The following is a 13,845-nucleotide window of genomic DNA, read 5'->3' on the forward strand; positions in this document are numbered from 1 at the left end:
CCCCAGCGCCCCGAGCTCGCCTCGGGCGCTGGTTGCCGCTGACCGCTATTGCGCCGGATCGGGGCTGTCATGGCCTAGCTCCAGAGCCGCGCGCTCGGTCCACTCCTCGCCCAATTCTGCTTTAACAGATACGCCCAACTCTTTGAAATCGTTAACCTGTTTAACCAGGTTGGCGCGCCCGCCAAGCAGTTGATCCTTGGCTTTGCGGTAGGCATCCGATGCCTTGTCCAGGCTCTTCTCGATATTGTCCATACTACCCAGGAAGGTACGCAGCTTGTCGTGAATCTTGGCCGCGCGTTCGGCCAGCTCGGCAGTGTGGCGGTTCTGGTCTTCAAAGCGCCACAGCTGCCGCACTATGTTCAGGCTGGTCAACAAGGTGGTGGGCGTGGCCACCAGTACATTCTGTTCGATGGCCTTCTGAAACAGGGTTTCATCGGCCTTCAGCGCCTCAACAAAGGCTGACTCGATGGGGATGAACATGAACACCATCTCGGGCGCGTTAAGGCCCGGCAGATCAAAGTAGTTGCGGTCCGACAGTTCGCGAATGCGCTGTCCGATGGCCTGCACGTGCTCAGCCAGGGCCACCCGCCGCTCGGTGTCATCCTCGCTGTTGATGTAGCGGGTATAAGCGTTGAGCGACACCTTGGCGTCGATGATCAGGTGCTTGTCCTGCGGCAGATAGACCAAGACGTCTGGCCGCTGACGCTGCCCTTCGCTGTTGGTCATGCTGACTTCGCGCTTGAAATCGGTGCCCGCACGCAGACCGGAGCGTTCCAGCACGTTTTCCAGTATCAGCTCTCCCCAGTTGCCCTGTGTCTTTTTCTGCCCGCGCAGGGCAGTGCTCAGATCATGCGCTTCCTGGGTAATCTGCAGGTTCAGGTCTTTCAGATGCTTGAGCTCAGCCGCCAGGGTAGCCTGCTGCTGGGTGTCCTTGTGATGGATGTCTTCAACCTTGCTGCGGAACTGGTCGATCTGCTCGCGGAACGGCTTGAGTAGTGCATCCAGCGATTGCTGATTCTGTTGCGAGAAGGCCTGGCCCTTGGCCTCGAAGATCTTGCCGGCCAGTTGTTCGAATTCCATTTTCAGCTGGTCGCGGCTGTCTTTCAGCAGTTGTTGCTGCTCACTGAAATGCTGCTGACGCTGCTCTAAACTGCTTTGCAGCGTGGAGTGCTCCACCTTGAGCTGCTCATGCTCGTGCTGCAGCGTATCCAGCCGCGTACGCAGTTGGTCACGCTCAGCGCGCAGCTCCTCGACCTGCCTGCCCTGCTCACGGCTCAGCGTTTGCGCACGCTCGGCCTGCAGCTGCCACTCCTGACCCTGTGCCTGCGCGCTGCTCAGGCGCTCAGCCTGCTGCAGCTGCTGTTGGCGCAGCTCCTGCTGGGTTTCTTGCAGGTGCTCGATACGCGTTTGCAGTCCGCTGTGCTGCGCGTGTTGCTGATGCAGCTCCAGCTGTGCTGTTTGCAGCTCGTCGCGCAATTGCGCCTGCTGTTGCTGCGCTTGCGCCAACTCCTCGCGCAGCGCGCTCTGACGGCGCAGCAGCAAGGTGGCAGTCAGCCCCCAGCCGGCCAGCAGGGCAAGACAGATAACGGGATAGAGTTGGGTAAGATCAGACAGGGGCATGCACTTCTCCTTGGGCTCGCCGTATTATCCATGCGCTGCGTACCCATTAAAACGATTGTTAACCGCAGAGCGCTAGCCGAGCAAAGAATCGGCAGGCTGGGGCGAAGCTCAATGGCCGGACAAGCTACCTGACGGCAGCACTGGAACAGGGCGGGACTTTAGCGCTCGGCAGCAGGCGTTAGCTAGAGCGTGCCAACAGCCGTCTTCTGGCCGGGAACCCGGCTCAATCCGCCTTGCGGATCAGATAACGGAACACGCCATCACGCTCTTGCTGCTCGACCAATTCATGCCCCAGAAAGGCACAGAACTTGGGAATATCGCGCTGGGTGGACGGGTCAGTTGCCAGCACCTGCAACAGGTCGCCTACTGCCATGTCGCGCACAGCGTTATGCAGCAACATAACCGGTTCCGGGCACATCAGTCCCTGGGTATCCAGGGTCGATGGTGAGGTGGGTTCGCTCATTATCAGGGCCTGCTTCAAAAAAAGCCGATTATCCAGAATTAACCGAGTGCTTGCCAGACGCGCTCGCAGCGCCAACACTTAGGCAAGCGGTACATGACAAGTCGAAAAGACGATACACCAACACCCGGCCACAACAAGGGATGATTCATGATCAAAGTGTTGATTGAACGTGTTATTGCAGAGGGGCTGGAACAGCCTTACGAAGAGGTTGCCCGGCAGGTGCTGTCAGCCGCCATTCAATCGCCCGGTTTCATTTCCGGGGAGTCCTTTCGCAATCTGGAGCAGCCGAACCACCGTATCATCACCGTGACCTGGCAGAACCGGCACTCCTGGGAGCGCTGGGAAAACTCCGATGCGCGCAAGGACAGCATTGGCGCCTTCGCGCCCATTTTGCTGGAACAGGAGCGGATCACCCTGCTTGAGCCGCTCTAGCGGTTCATCAGGGTCTAACCGGAGCCCGCCTCAGTAGCCACGTGAGATGGCGCGCACGTGGCACGTTACCTCTTCGCGATCGGTGTACAGCTGCTTGCAGGCGATTTCTGCCTTGACGCCCGCCTCGTCGAGCGCATCCTGAATGTGCTCCAGACATTGCATCACTTCCTGATAGCGGCGCTTCATCGGCAACTTGAAGTTGATGATGACTTCGCGGCACAGGCGTTGACCAATCCACTTGGACACCAGCGCGCTGCTGCGCGCGGGCTTGTCGACAATATCGCAGACCATCCAGTCGACCGTGTACTTGGGCTTGTACAGGTAGCCGTCGGCCTGCACGTGCTCCACTTGCCCGCTGTCCATCAGCTTGCGGTCCATTGGGCCGTTATCCACCGCGATGACGTTCATCAGCCGGTTGACCAGTTGCCAGGTCCAGCCGCCGGGGGCTGCGCCCAAGTCGACCGCCGTCATGCCGGCTTTCAGGCGGCTATCCCAATCATCGCGCGGAATAAAGTGGTGCCAGGCTTCTTCCAGCTTCAAGGTAGAGCGGCTGGGCGCATCCTTGGGTACGCGCAGGCGCGGAATACCCATGGGCCAGGGCGCGGCGTTATCTGCCCAGGACCAGCCAACGAACACCCGCTGACCACTCTCAAAGCACAGATGCAGGCGCGGCAGTTCGGGTTTGTTCGGGCGCACGAAGCGGGTCTTGGTAAGCGAGCGTTCGAGCGGTGCGCGCAATTTCTTGGTCAGCGCGGCCATTGATTTACCGTCGTTAGTATCGGCCGTCTCCAGCCACAGCTGCGACGCGATGGGCCCCTGTGCGCAGGCGGTGATAATCGGGGTAATGCGATCTTCCGGATCGACGTCCAACCAGCTGCCTACTGCCCATTGGCGAGCGAAGATCAGATGACTGAAGGGAATGACTTGCATCAGTTGCTCAGCGTCGCCTGCCTGCGGGCAGACGAAGCGCACCAAGGCTGCGCCGTCCTGCGCTACGGCATAACCGGCGATGCCCTGCTCGGCTGCCAGCTCCTGCATTTCTGCAGCGGCTTCCCCTTCAAAACCTGGACGACAATGTAGCAACAGTTCCTGCATGACACGCTCCCGCTCGATGACCGGCCGCTACTCTACAGGCTGCCGAGGCCTGGTTGAAGTGCCGCCGGACTGATTCACGCGCCATTATGAATACCCGCCTGCGTGGCCCGTCCTGCGCAGGACGAAAAACCCCCATGAATACTTCTAATGTTTCTTTGAAAATAGTTCACTTTTTCTCAAGTTAATCCTCTACCTACAATGCATACCGTCCCTAGCCGCTGACCCAGTTGGCTAGCCCGCGTGACTGTGAAGCAGCGTCACGCGACACCTAAAACATCAGGACACTCGAGAGCGATGAACACTGACTTTACCTTTGCCATCAAACACCTGCGCTTCGACGAGGATTATTGTCCCGCCGATAACACGCGTATCACCACCAATTTTGCCAACCTGGCCAGAGGCGAAAGCCGTCAGCAAAACCTGCGCAATACGCTCGCGATGATCAACAACCGTTTCAACGCGCTGGCCCAGTGGGACAACCCCACGGCCGACCGTTACGCGGTCGAGCTTGAAATCATTTCCGTCGAGCTGCTGCTGGACGCCAGCGGCCGTGGCAATAGCTTCCCGGCCATTGAAGTACTCAAAACCTATATTGTTGACCGCAAAACCAACCAGCGCATTGACGGCATCGTCGGCAATAACTTTTCCTCCTACGTGCGGGACTATGATTTCAGCGTGCTGCTGCTCGATCACAACAAGGGTCTGCCTGCGTTCAGCGTTCCAGACAACTTCGGCGAGCTGCACGGCCAACTGTTCCAGCACTTCATCAACTCGGCGACCTACAAACAGCATTTCAGCAAGCCACCGGTGGTCTGTCTCAGCGTGTCGGACAACAAGGTTTACCAGCGCACAGACAACCAGCACCCGGTGCTGGGCTTTGAGTATCAGCCTAACGAGTCGTCCTTGACGGAGCAGTATTTCAAGAAAATGGGGCTCCAGGTTCGCTACTTCATGCCGCCGGGTAGTGCCGCCCCGCTGGCTTTCTATTTCTTCGGCGACCTGCTGAATGACTACACCAATCTTGAGCTGATCAGCACCATCAGCACGATGGAGACGTTCCAAAAGATCTATCGGCCCGAGATTTACAACGCCAACGCGCCGGCCGGGCCATGCTACCAGCCCAACCTGAAAAACCAGGATCACTCACTGACGCAGATCGTCTATGACCGAACAGAGCGTAGCCAGCTGGCTATTGAGCAGGGGCGCTTTGCCGAGGAACAGTTCATCAAGCCGTACCAGCACGTGCTTGAGCAATGGTCTGCCAGCCACGCCAACTAAAACCGATACGAGCCTTTATCATGAGAAAACTGCTACCAACCTCGACAGCCGGCAGCCTGCCGAAACCGGCCTGGCTGGCTGAGCCCGAAACGCTATGGTCACCCTGGAAGCTGCAGGGCGAGGCATTGCTTGAAGGTAAGCAAGACGCCTTGCGCGTCTCACTGCAGGAACAGCTGCAGGCCGGCATCGACATCGTCAGCGACGGCGAGCAAACGCGCCAGCACTTTGTCACGACCTTTATCGAGCATCTCGATGGGGTTGATTTCGAGCAACGCGAAACAGTCAGAATCCGCGATCGCTACGACGCCAGCGTGCCCACGGTGGTCGGCGCTGTAGCACGACAGAAGCCGGTCTTTGTTGAAGACGCGAAGTTCATGCGCCAGCAAACCAGCCAGCCGATCAAGTGGGCCCTGCCAGGGCCGATGACGATGATCGACACCCTGTACGACGCGCACTACAAAAGCCGCGAAAAACTTGCCTGGGAATTTGCCCAGATTCTCAATCAGGAGGCCCGAGAGCTGGAAGCGGCGGGCGTGGATATCATCCAGTTTGATGAGCCGGCCTTTAATGTGTTCTTCGATGAGGTCAACGATTGGGGCGTTGCGACCCTGGAGCGGGCCATCGAAGGCCTGAAATGCGAGACCGCCGTGCATATCTGCTACGGCTACGGCATTAAGGCCAACACCGATTGGAAAAAGACCCTCGGCGCCGAGTGGCGCCAGTATGAAGAGGCGTTCCCCAAGCTGCAGCAATCCAAGATCGGCATGGTCTCGCTGGAATGCCACAACGCCCACGTACCCATGGAGCTGATCGAGCTGATTCGCGGCAAGAAAGTCATGGTCGGCGCCATTGATGTGGCTAACCATGCGGTCGAGACGCCCGAGGAAGTCGCCAACACCCTGCGCAAGGCGCTGCAGTTTGTGGATGCCGACAAACTCTATCCCTGCACCAATTGCGGCATGGCGCCGCTGCCGCGTGCGGTTGCCCGCGGCAAGCTGAATGCGCTGGCCGCCGGAGCCGAGATCGTCCGCCAGGAACTGCTGGCCTGACGAAGGGCAGCGCCGCGCGTTCAGGCGCCGCCTTCCACCCACGCCGGCAGGCTGCCGGTCGCAGTATGCTACAGGATCGACTATGACCCGCCCCACCTCGGTAATTGAACCGCTGAGCTTTCGCGAAGCCCTTGGGCATTACGCCTCCGGCATCACCGTGATCACTTCACAGGTCGACGGCGAACCGCTTGGTTTCACCTGCCAGTCGTTCTATAGCGTCTCAATGAGCCCGCCGCTGGTCTCATTCAGCGTCATGGCCAACGCCTACAGCTACCCAAAGATTCGGCGCGCTGGCCGCTTTGCAGTGAATGTGCTGTCCGGCGAGCAGGCGCATATCTCGAACCAGTTTGCCAGCCGGGGTAGTGACAAATGGCACGCTGTTGACTGGCAGACCTCACCCCTGGGTAATCCCGTCATAACTGGCAGCCTGCACTGGTTTGATTGCGAGATTCACGCCGAGCACGCCGCCGGTGACCACCTGATCGTGGTTGGTGAGGTGAAAGCCTTGAGCCGGCAGAGCCCGGCCGTGACGCAGCCGCTGCTGTATTTCAAAGGTCGTTATTGCAACCTGGCGGCGCACCAGCCGATCTGACGTACCGGCTGCTCACCTGCTAACGTAACGGGCCAGCACCTGAATCAGGCTCATCTGCTGCATGCTATAGTTCAACTTTCCTCATACAGCCGGGCCTGCCATGCTTGAAATCCGCCACCTGCGCACCCTCAGCACCCTGCGCGACGCCGAAAGCCTGGTCGAGGCTGCCGAGCGCTTGCATCTCACCCAGTCGGCCCTGTCGCATCAACTGAAGGATCTGGAAGAGAAGCTCGGTATGAGCCTGTTTGTGCGCAAAAGCAAACCGGTGCGCTTCACCAGCGCCGGGCTGCGTCTGTTACGGCTGGCCGACAGCGTGCTACCGCAACTGCGGCAGGCGGAACGGGATATTCAGCGCCTGGCGGGCGGCCAGGCCGGACGCCTGCACATGGCTATCGAGTGCCACAGCTGTTTTCAGTGGCTGATGCCAACCATTGATCAGTTCCGCAACGCCTGGCCGGATGTAGAAGTCGACTTTGCCTCGGGTTTTTTCTTCGCCCCGCTGCCGGCACTGGCCCGCGGCGACCTGGACCTGGTCGTCACCTCCGACCCGCTGGACATTGCCGGCATCAGCTACGTGCCACTGTTCACCTACGAAGCCCTGCTGGCCGTCAGCAACCAGCATCCCCTGGCGGCGCAGAGCTACGTGCGCCCCGAGGATCTGGCCAGTGAAACCCTGATCAGCTACCCAGTCGATCGTGATAGGCTGGATGTGTTCAAGCACTTCCTCGACCCTGCCGGCATCGAACCCGCGAGTTTGCGCACCGCCGAGATGACCGTGATGATGATGCAGTTGGTCGCCTCGGGCCGCGGCGTCTGCTGCCTGCCCAACTGGGCCATGGCCGAGTATCTGCACAAGGGCTACGTGAGCGCGCGCAAGCTGGGGTCTGAGGGGCTATTTGGCACGCTTTACGCGGCGGTGCGTGAGGACATGCTGGAGATGTCGTATCTGCAGGACTTTTTGCTGACGGCGAAGGATACGTCCTTTGCGACGCTTGAAGGGGTGAGTGCCAAGCGGAGTGAGTGATCCCCTCTCACGCGAATCTCCGTAGGGCGGGTAACGCCAGAGACTTGCCACAATGGTGAATGGCTTCGGCCATCCACCCTACATTTTTGGCGGTCTTCAAGCGTGGTGTTTAGCTCACTATCGCTTTCGCCTCTAGGCGAGTCAGGGGGAGATGCTTGCCCATCGCCCCCTAACAACCCCCTCGGGAACCCAGCTGCGCGGCCCTGCGGGTTCGCTGCGTTGCTCAATCTGCCGGGGGCCCTCGCAAACTCGGCGCTACGCACCTCAGACACCGCGAGGACCTTTTTCCCGCCAGCTCTGCGCTACTCGCCCGCTCAGATGGGACTATAAGTCCGTGTCGTTGCTTGTTTTTGCGTTACTCAATCAAACAATCAAACCTGAAAACCGCAGCGGGGCCTAGCTTTTCGTCCCCTTCCAAGCTGTCGAGTAACGCCGGGATCGAGCGGAATAGCGTCGCGAGTTGTCTGAGCGAAGCGAGTTTTCGTGCGGCCGGCGAGGCGACGCCGCTCGGCGCCGAGTAACGCAGAGAAGCCGCAGGCCAGCTTAGTGGGGTGGACTTTTTTTTGGTTACTTTTGTTTGGCCAAACAAACAAAAGTGACTCGCCGGCAAAGGCGAAAGGCAACCGAGAAGAGAGCTCAAAAAGTAGCTTTGAATACCCATTTTCGAAGTACGGAAGCTCACCTCTAGAAGACGAAACAAACAAAAAACCGCCAAATTTGGCGGTTTTTTATGGAGCAAGAAAAGCTAAATCAAACACTTAGCCACACTTGCTATCACCACAACTCAAGCAAGTAAGACAGCCATCCATCTGCACAGCCGCCTTGGTATGACACTTGTTGCACATCTGCGCACCCGCCGGATACGCGGAAGCGCTGTCGTCACAGTCGGCTTCTGCCTGTCCCTGCGGCTTGAGGCTGTTGAACTCGGCCCGCTTCTGCTCGAGGTAGGCCAGCTGATGCTCATCCATCTCGTCCTTCAGCATGCCGATGCGCTTGAGATGCTGATCCAGCACATCGCCGATCTCGGCTACCAGGGACGGCATCCAACGACCGCCGCGCTTCATGTAGCCGCCCTTGGGGTCGAACACGCTGCGCAGCTCTTCTACCAGGAAAGTACAGTCACCGCCCTTGCGGAAAACGGCGGAGATAATCAGCGTGAGGGCTGAAATCCACTGGTAGTGCTCCATGTTTTTGGAGTTGATGAAAATCTCGAACGGGCGACGGGTTTCGTGATCGCTGCCGTGGTTGAGCACTACGTCGTTGATGGTGACGTAGATGGCGTGCTCGGAGGTCGGCGTCTTGATCTTGTAGGTGGAGCCTTCAAGAAACTCGGGACGCTTGAGTTTTTCATGCATTTCTTCGATTGCCGGGGCGGTGTTCTTGACTTCCGGCGCCTTGGCCGGCTCGTCGGGCTTCACCACAGAGTAGTCGACAATCTTGCTGTTGATCTTCAGTGCCATGTAACGCTTTCCTCGCTGCGCGGCTGCGCAGCCATCAATTCAATCGTGTTCGGTACGCCGCGGCGCAGCTTATCAGAACTTGCCGTAGTAGCCTTCTTTCAAGGCGTCGTACAGGTTGGCGGCAGAGTGCATTTCGCCGTCGTATTCAATTTCATCACCGCCTTTGGCCTCAATGAAGCTGCCATCTTCCAGCTTGAAGCGGTAGGTGGTGTTGGCCAGATCCTGCTCCTTCACCAGTACGCCCTGGAAAGCTTCCGGGTTGAAGCGGAAAGTGGTGCAGCCCTTGAGGCCCTTGTGGAAGGCGTACAGATAGATGTCCTTGAAGTCTTCGTAGGCGTAATCGGTCGGCACGTTGGCGGTCTTGGAGATAGAGGAGTCGATCCACTTCTGCGCCGCGGCCTGCACATCAACGTGCTCGGTGGGTTTTACGTCATCGGCGGCGATAAAGTAATCCGGCAGATTGCGGGTGCCGGCTTCCATGCTGGGCAGCGCCTCGGGATTGACGAAGTGACGGTAGGCCAGCAGCTCGAAGCTGAACACGTCTACCTTCTCTTTCGATTTTTTTCCTTCACGGATCACGTTACGGAAATAGTGATGCGCGAAGCTCGGCTCGATACCGTTGGAGGCATTGTTGGCCAGCGACAGCGAGATGGTGCCGGTAGGCGCAATCGAGCTGTGGTGGGTAAAGCGAGCGCCCTTCTCTGCCAGTGCCTTGGCCAACTTGGGATCTTCTGCGCTGACCTGCTGCATATAACGGCTGTACTTGGCCCAAAGCACCTTGCCCGGCAGCACATCGCCCGCCTTGACACCGTCTTTCACCATCTCCGGGCGCTTGGCCAGCATGGCCGCGGTGACCGTAAACTCTTCATCCATGATGGGCGCGGCGCCCTTCTCTTCCGCCAGTTCCAGGGCGGTACGCCAGCCTTGCATGGCCATTTCCTTGGAGACTTCTTCGGTGAATTCGAGCGACTTTTCCTCACCGTACTTCATGCACAGCATGGTCATCGTTGAACCCAGACCCAGGAAGCCCATGCCGTGGCGGCGCTTGCGGAAAATTTCGTTACGCTGCTGCTCCAAGGGCAGGCCGTTGATCTCGACCACGTTGTCCAGCATGCGGGTAAAGATGGCGACCACGCGGCGGTACTCGTCCCAGTCGAAACGCGCTTTCTCGGTGAAGGGGTCACGCACAAACAACGTCAGGTTGATTGAACCCAGCAGGCAGGCGCCGTAAGGCGGCAGCGGCTGCTCGCCACAGGGGTTGGTGGCGCGGATTTCTTCGCAGAACCAGTTGTTGTTCATCTCGTTGACGCGGTCGATGAGGATAAAACCCGGCTCGGCAAAGTCGTAGGTGGAGGCCATGATCATGTCCCAGATCCGCCGCGCCTTGATGGTGCGGAAGATACGGCAGGCCACCAAGCCGTCCTCACGGGTGACATAACGCTCGTTGCTTGGCCATTCGCGCCAGATGACCTGTTCCGGATCATCCACATTCACACCGTCAGCCAGCACTTCTGCCGAGTTCAGCGGGAACGCCAGCTGCCAGTCGGAATCGGTCTCGACCGCTTTCATGAACTCTTCGGTGATCAGCAGCGACAGATTGAACTGACGCAGACGACCGCCCTCACGCTTGGCGCGGATGAAGTCCATTACATCGGGGTGGCCGACATCAAAGGTGGCCATCTGCGCGCCACGACGGCCACCGGCAGAAGACACGGTGAAGCACATCTTGTCGTAGATATCCATGAACGACAGCGGGCCGGAGGTGTAGGCGCCAGCGCCTGACACGTAAGCACCCTTGGGGCGCAGGGTGGAGAATTCGTAGCCAATACCGCAGCCGGCCTTCAGCGTCAGGCCCGCCTCATGCAGCTTGGACAGAATATCGTCCATCGAGTCGCCAATAGTGGCGGACACGGTGCAGTTAATGGTCGAAGTCGCCGGTTTGTGCTCGAGCGCACCGGCGTTCGAAGTAATCCGGCCAGCAGGAATGGCACCGTGACGCAGGGCCCAGAGAAACTTCTCGTACCATTCTTCGCGCAACTCGGGTGCTTCAACATCAGACAGGGCACGGGCAACGCGCTGATAGGTCTCGTCAACCACGCCGTCGATGGCTTCGCCGTCCTTGGTTTTGAGTCGGTACTTGGTGTCCCAGATATCCTCTGAAGCGGGCTGCATGGGGATGCTGGTAACCACGTTGTGCAGGCGCTGCACCTTGGCTGTCTGACTCATTACTTTCTCCTGAAACACTCGACCGGACCCGCTGGGGGATTGACTTGCAGGCTTTTGACCTGCTATGCGCACCCCGGCGTACGAAACACTAGTTATTGTGCATTTCGGGAATCCTAGACCTACATATGGTAAATATCAACCGCAAAAAAGGACTCATTTGAGCCTTTTTCGGGTTGACTTTCGGGGCTATTGAGGCAGTGCAGAGACGCCTGGGGAAGCGCGCCCAGCAATGGCGCACCACAGTGCCGGATGCACCTATTCGCAACCGTCTATCGGGAAGAATTCACCGCTGCTCCAGACCCCCAATCGAGTCCGTCCGTTGACTTGATGCTCGACCGCTCGCTCAACCAGCTCATAAAACAGATTGCGACTGATCAGCGCATCCAGATTGCCGCGCAAGCGTACATAAGGTGAGGGTTCTTCGGTCTCGGCATCGACCGTCACGCGGATGCCATGCTCAGCATTAACCGTTACCTCGTCCTCAAGATTGGTGGTGAACATCAGTTTCTGCTGTTTACCCTCACCTTCCACCTTGAGCCGAGTGGCCACAAAGGGCGCGTCATCGACCTGAATGGCCCAGCGCTCAACCGGGGTTACCAGGTAGTAACGACCATCCTCGTCCAGCCGTAGAATACTGGCGAAGAGCTGCGCCAGTGCCTTGCGTTCTATGGGGTCCCCTTCGTGATACCAGGTACCGTCGCGGGTGATGCACATGTCCATCTCGCCACTGAGATCAGGGTTCCAGAGATGCACTGGTGCGGGGTCACGGCGCTGCAGGGCACCGCGCTGGGGAATACTGTCGAGCAGAGATTGTGCCGGCAGAGGGCGATCAGCCATATCAATCACTCCTTGGAGAAATGCAAGAGGGCCGGGCTCGCTTTATCAGCCCGGCTGAACTGCTTCTGACTCAGCGGCGGCCCAAAAGTTGCCGTGTATAGTCTTGCAGGGGCGGTCGCAGAAGGTCTTCCGGCTTGGCTTTGTAGAACTGCAGAAAGCCGCCCTTGGTATTGATGGTGGTGAAATCCACCAGGTGACGTGTTCCTACTTCCATCAAGATCAGTTGCAGCACACCGCTATCGGCGCCCACATCCTCCCACTGCTCGGAGGTTTCCCACTGCTCCTGACTACCGACGCCGTCTTCTGCTGCGGCGAAGCGTGTGTACAACAGATAGTCGTACTGATAGCTGCGCGCTTCCAGCAAGGCCTCTTCCAGGCCCAGCGGCTGCTGCGCACGGCGCACCATCGGGAACACCTCAACGGCGGCGGCGAAGGCTTCTTCAGCCACCACGTTGGGCCGCGAATAGGGATTGCCAATCGGCAAAAAATGACCTTGTGCGATATAGAGCTTGGAGTCGGACTGCAAGGTCCAGGTGCTGCTGCGGTTGATCTTGTAATGGTCCAGCAGGCCTGCGTCGCCCAGGTAATAACCGGCCTGCTGGGTCATGTCCGAGGGCTTCATGCAACCGGCAAGCATTGCCAGCAACAACACCATAGCCAAACGCCTCATGCACCTTCTCCTGTCTGCATTGACCAGCCGGTTTACAACCCGCGCATCCACTCCGGCCGCAGTTGTGCTCGCTCTGGCCGCGCAATGGCGTTGTCGATCTGCGCCAGCAACCGCGCTTTATCTGCTCCAAGCACACCTTTGAGCACCAGGGCATTGGAGGCATGGTCGCTGCGAAACACACTATTGTCCAGCTCCAGCGCGCCGACAAATTGCTGCAACTCATTGAACAATGAGGCCTGGTCCAGCTCAACAAAGTCGGGATACTGCTCCTTGAAGCGCGCCATGCCCTGCGGGAAGTTCACTACCAGCGTAGACACAAACTCGGGCTGCGTCAGGTTCATCAGGCGTGCCGAATTGGCGGCATGCTGCGCGCTCAAAGCCTTGCCACCGAGCCCATTGAGAATCATCACCGAGCGCTGCAGACCCGCCTCGCCAGCCTTGCTCAGTGCATCGGCGGTAGAGGCAAAAGTCTCGCCCTTGTTGACCCGTGCCAGCACTTCGTCGTCCCCCGACTCGGCGCCCACATACAGCATCTGCAGGCCGGCCTCACGCAGTTCACGCAGCTCCTCGACGCTCTTGCGCTTGATGTTGCGTGGCAGACAATAGGAGGTGACCCGCTCGACGCTGGGGATCTCGTCACGAATGGTTTCCAGAATACGCAGCAGCCGCCGCGTCGGCAGGACCATCGCATCGCCGTCGGCAAGAAAGATGCGCTGCACTATGTAGCTCGCGCCAACCCGGCGAATTTCCTCCAGCACCTGGGCCTCATCACGGGCGCGGAATTTCTTCTGCGGCGCGGTGTACATCTCACAGAAGGTGCACTTGTTCCAGGAACAGCCATTGGTCACCGGCAGAATCAGCGAGTGCGCCTCGCTCGGCGGGCGAAACACCGGTTCGATATAGCTGACAGGAAAATCCTGCTCAAGGGGCATGGGCAACTCCACAAGGCAATCAGGTAATACCACTGGTCGTAGGAGCCGGCGTAACCGCATTAATCGCGAGTAGTAATCCGCCCCGCGCCAAAGCTCTGGCTGAGCAAAACCGGTAATCCTAAGCAAATGCAGGAGAAAATCCAATCCCCCGCACAGGTTTGGAATCT

13 protein-coding genes are annotated in these 13,845 nt (G+C 58.7%); 5 read left to right on the top strand and 8 right to left on the bottom strand.

From position 1 onward, the window contains the following. Positions 1 to 45 precede the first annotated feature (45 nt). Both rmuC and tusA read right to left on the bottom strand, forming a co-directional pair. Positions 46 to 1,620, bottom strand: a complete 1,575-nt coding sequence (rmuC, locus tag BLU26_RS04845) for a DNA recombination protein RmuC (RefSeq protein WP_092284368.1) — start codon at positions 1,618 to 1,620, stop codon at positions 46 to 48. A gap of 223 nt (positions 1,621 to 1,843) precedes the next feature. Beyond that, positions 1,844 to 2,083 (bottom strand): sulfurtransferase TusA, encoded by a 240-nt coding sequence (tusA, locus tag BLU26_RS04850; protein ID WP_092284370.1) that lies wholly within the window; start codon positions 2,081 to 2,083, stop codon positions 1,844 to 1,846. 147 nt (positions 2,084 to 2,230) lie between these two features. Here tusA and BLU26_RS04855 point away from each other — a divergent pair, with 147 nt between their 5' ends. Next, on the top strand, positions 2,231 to 2,515 hold the full coding sequence (locus BLU26_RS04855) for an antibiotic biosynthesis monooxygenase family protein (RefSeq protein ID WP_092284373.1): 285 nt from the start codon (positions 2,231 to 2,233) through the stop codon (positions 2,513 to 2,515). Between the two features lie 30 nt (positions 2,516 to 2,545). Here the strand turns inward: BLU26_RS04855 and rlmM are convergent, their stop codons facing one another. Beyond that, the gene (rlmM, locus tag BLU26_RS04860) at positions 2,546 to 3,610 is read right to left on the bottom strand and encodes a 23S rRNA (cytidine(2498)-2'-O)-methyltransferase RlmM (RefSeq protein ID WP_092284375.1); all 1,065 of its coding nucleotides are present in this window, start codon (positions 3,608 to 3,610) and stop codon (positions 2,546 to 2,548) included. Between the two features lie 294 nt (positions 3,611 to 3,904). On the opposite strand from rlmM, the gene BLU26_RS04865 reads away from it, so the two are divergent. From BLU26_RS04865 to BLU26_RS04880, 4 genes are all read left to right on the top strand, one after another. Beyond that, on the top strand, positions 3,905 to 4,888 hold the full coding sequence (locus BLU26_RS04865) for a DUF1852 domain-containing protein (protein ID WP_092284377.1): 984 nt from the start codon (positions 3,905 to 3,907) through the stop codon (positions 4,886 to 4,888). A 20-nt stretch (positions 4,889 to 4,908) separates the two neighbouring features. Beyond that, complete coding sequence (locus tag BLU26_RS04870) at positions 4,909 to 5,937, top strand: methionine synthase (RefSeq protein ID WP_092284379.1); 1,029 nt, start codon at positions 4,909 to 4,911, stop codon at positions 5,935 to 5,937. A gap of 82 nt (positions 5,938 to 6,019) precedes the next feature. After that, on the top strand, positions 6,020 to 6,529 hold the full coding sequence (locus tag BLU26_RS04875) for a flavin reductase family protein (protein ID WP_092284381.1): 510 nt from the start codon (positions 6,020 to 6,022) through the stop codon (positions 6,527 to 6,529). Between the two features lie 100 nt (positions 6,530 to 6,629). Continuing rightward, the gene (locus tag BLU26_RS04880) at positions 6,630 to 7,553 is read left to right on the top strand and encodes a LysR family transcriptional regulator (protein ID WP_092284383.1); all 924 of its coding nucleotides are present in this window, start codon (positions 6,630 to 6,632) and stop codon (positions 7,551 to 7,553) included. Positions 7,554 to 8,311: 758 nt separating this feature from the next. Here BLU26_RS04880 and BLU26_RS04885 read toward each other — a convergent pair. The 5 genes from BLU26_RS04885 to BLU26_RS04905 form a co-directional block, all read right to left on the bottom strand. Beyond that, positions 8,312 to 9,013: a TSCPD domain-containing protein gene (locus BLU26_RS04885; protein ID WP_092284385.1), complete on the bottom strand. Its 702-nt coding sequence runs from the start codon at positions 9,011 to 9,013 to the stop codon at positions 8,312 to 8,314. Positions 9,014 to 9,085: 72 nt separating this feature from the next. Beyond that, positions 9,086 to 11,239: an adenosylcobalamin-dependent ribonucleoside-diphosphate reductase gene (locus BLU26_RS04890; RefSeq protein WP_092284388.1), complete on the bottom strand. Its 2,154-nt coding sequence runs from the start codon at positions 11,237 to 11,239 to the stop codon at positions 9,086 to 9,088. Positions 11,240 to 11,494: 255 nt separating this feature from the next. After that, the gene (locus BLU26_RS04895; protein WP_092284390.1) at positions 11,495 to 12,076 is read right to left on the bottom strand and encodes a DUF1285 domain-containing protein; all 582 of its coding nucleotides are present in this window, start codon (positions 12,074 to 12,076) and stop codon (positions 11,495 to 11,497) included. A 70-nt stretch (positions 12,077 to 12,146) separates the two neighbouring features. After that, complete coding sequence (locus BLU26_RS04900; protein WP_092284392.1) at positions 12,147 to 12,746, bottom strand: DUF4823 domain-containing protein; 600 nt, start codon at positions 12,744 to 12,746, stop codon at positions 12,147 to 12,149. A gap of 32 nt (positions 12,747 to 12,778) precedes the next feature. Beyond that, on the bottom strand, positions 12,779 to 13,678 hold the full coding sequence (locus BLU26_RS04905) for a radical SAM protein (RefSeq protein ID WP_092284394.1): 900 nt from the start codon (positions 13,676 to 13,678) through the stop codon (positions 12,779 to 12,781). Between the last annotated feature and the right edge of the window lie 167 nt (positions 13,679 to 13,845).

This window comes from Halopseudomonas sabulinigri, from assembly GCF_900105255.1.
GTDB classification, from domain to species: Bacteria; Pseudomonadota; Gammaproteobacteria; order Pseudomonadales; family Pseudomonadaceae; genus Halopseudomonas; species Halopseudomonas sabulinigri.

Coding starts and splice junctions, on each gene's coding strand:
- rmuC (WP_092284368.1), bottom strand. CDS start 1,620: ATGCCCCTGTCTGATCTTACCCAACTCTATCCCGTTATCTGTCTTGCC.
- tusA (WP_092284370.1), bottom strand. CDS start 2,083: ATGAGCGAACCCACCTCACCATCGACCCTGGATACCCAGGGACTGATG.
- BLU26_RS04855 (WP_092284373.1), top strand. CDS start 2,231: ATGATCAAAGTGTTGATTGAACGTGTTATTGCAGAGGGGCTGGAACAG.
- rlmM (WP_092284375.1), bottom strand. CDS start 3,610: ATGCAGGAACTGTTGCTACATTGTCGTCCAGGTTTTGAAGGGGAAGCC.
- BLU26_RS04865 (WP_092284377.1), top strand. CDS start 3,905: ATGAACACTGACTTTACCTTTGCCATCAAACACCTGCGCTTCGACGAG.
- BLU26_RS04870 (WP_092284379.1), top strand. CDS start 4,909: ATGAGAAAACTGCTACCAACCTCGACAGCCGGCAGCCTGCCGAAACCG.
- BLU26_RS04875 (WP_092284381.1), top strand. CDS start 6,020: ATGACCCGCCCCACCTCGGTAATTGAACCGCTGAGCTTTCGCGAAGCC.
- BLU26_RS04880 (WP_092284383.1), top strand. CDS start 6,630: ATGCTTGAAATCCGCCACCTGCGCACCCTCAGCACCCTGCGCGACGCC.
- BLU26_RS04885 (WP_092284385.1), bottom strand. CDS start 9,013: ATGGCACTGAAGATCAACAGCAAGATTGTCGACTACTCTGTGGTGAAG.
- BLU26_RS04890 (WP_092284388.1), bottom strand. CDS start 11,239: ATGAGTCAGACAGCCAAGGTGCAGCGCCTGCACAACGTGGTTACCAGC.
- BLU26_RS04895 (WP_092284390.1), bottom strand. CDS start 12,076: ATGGCTGATCGCCCTCTGCCGGCACAATCTCTGCTCGACAGTATTCCC.
- BLU26_RS04900 (WP_092284392.1), bottom strand. CDS start 12,746: ATGAGGCGTTTGGCTATGGTGTTGTTGCTGGCAATGCTTGCCGGTTGC.
- BLU26_RS04905 (WP_092284394.1), bottom strand. CDS start 13,678: ATGCCCCTTGAGCAGGATTTTCCTGTCAGCTATATCGAACCGGTGTTT.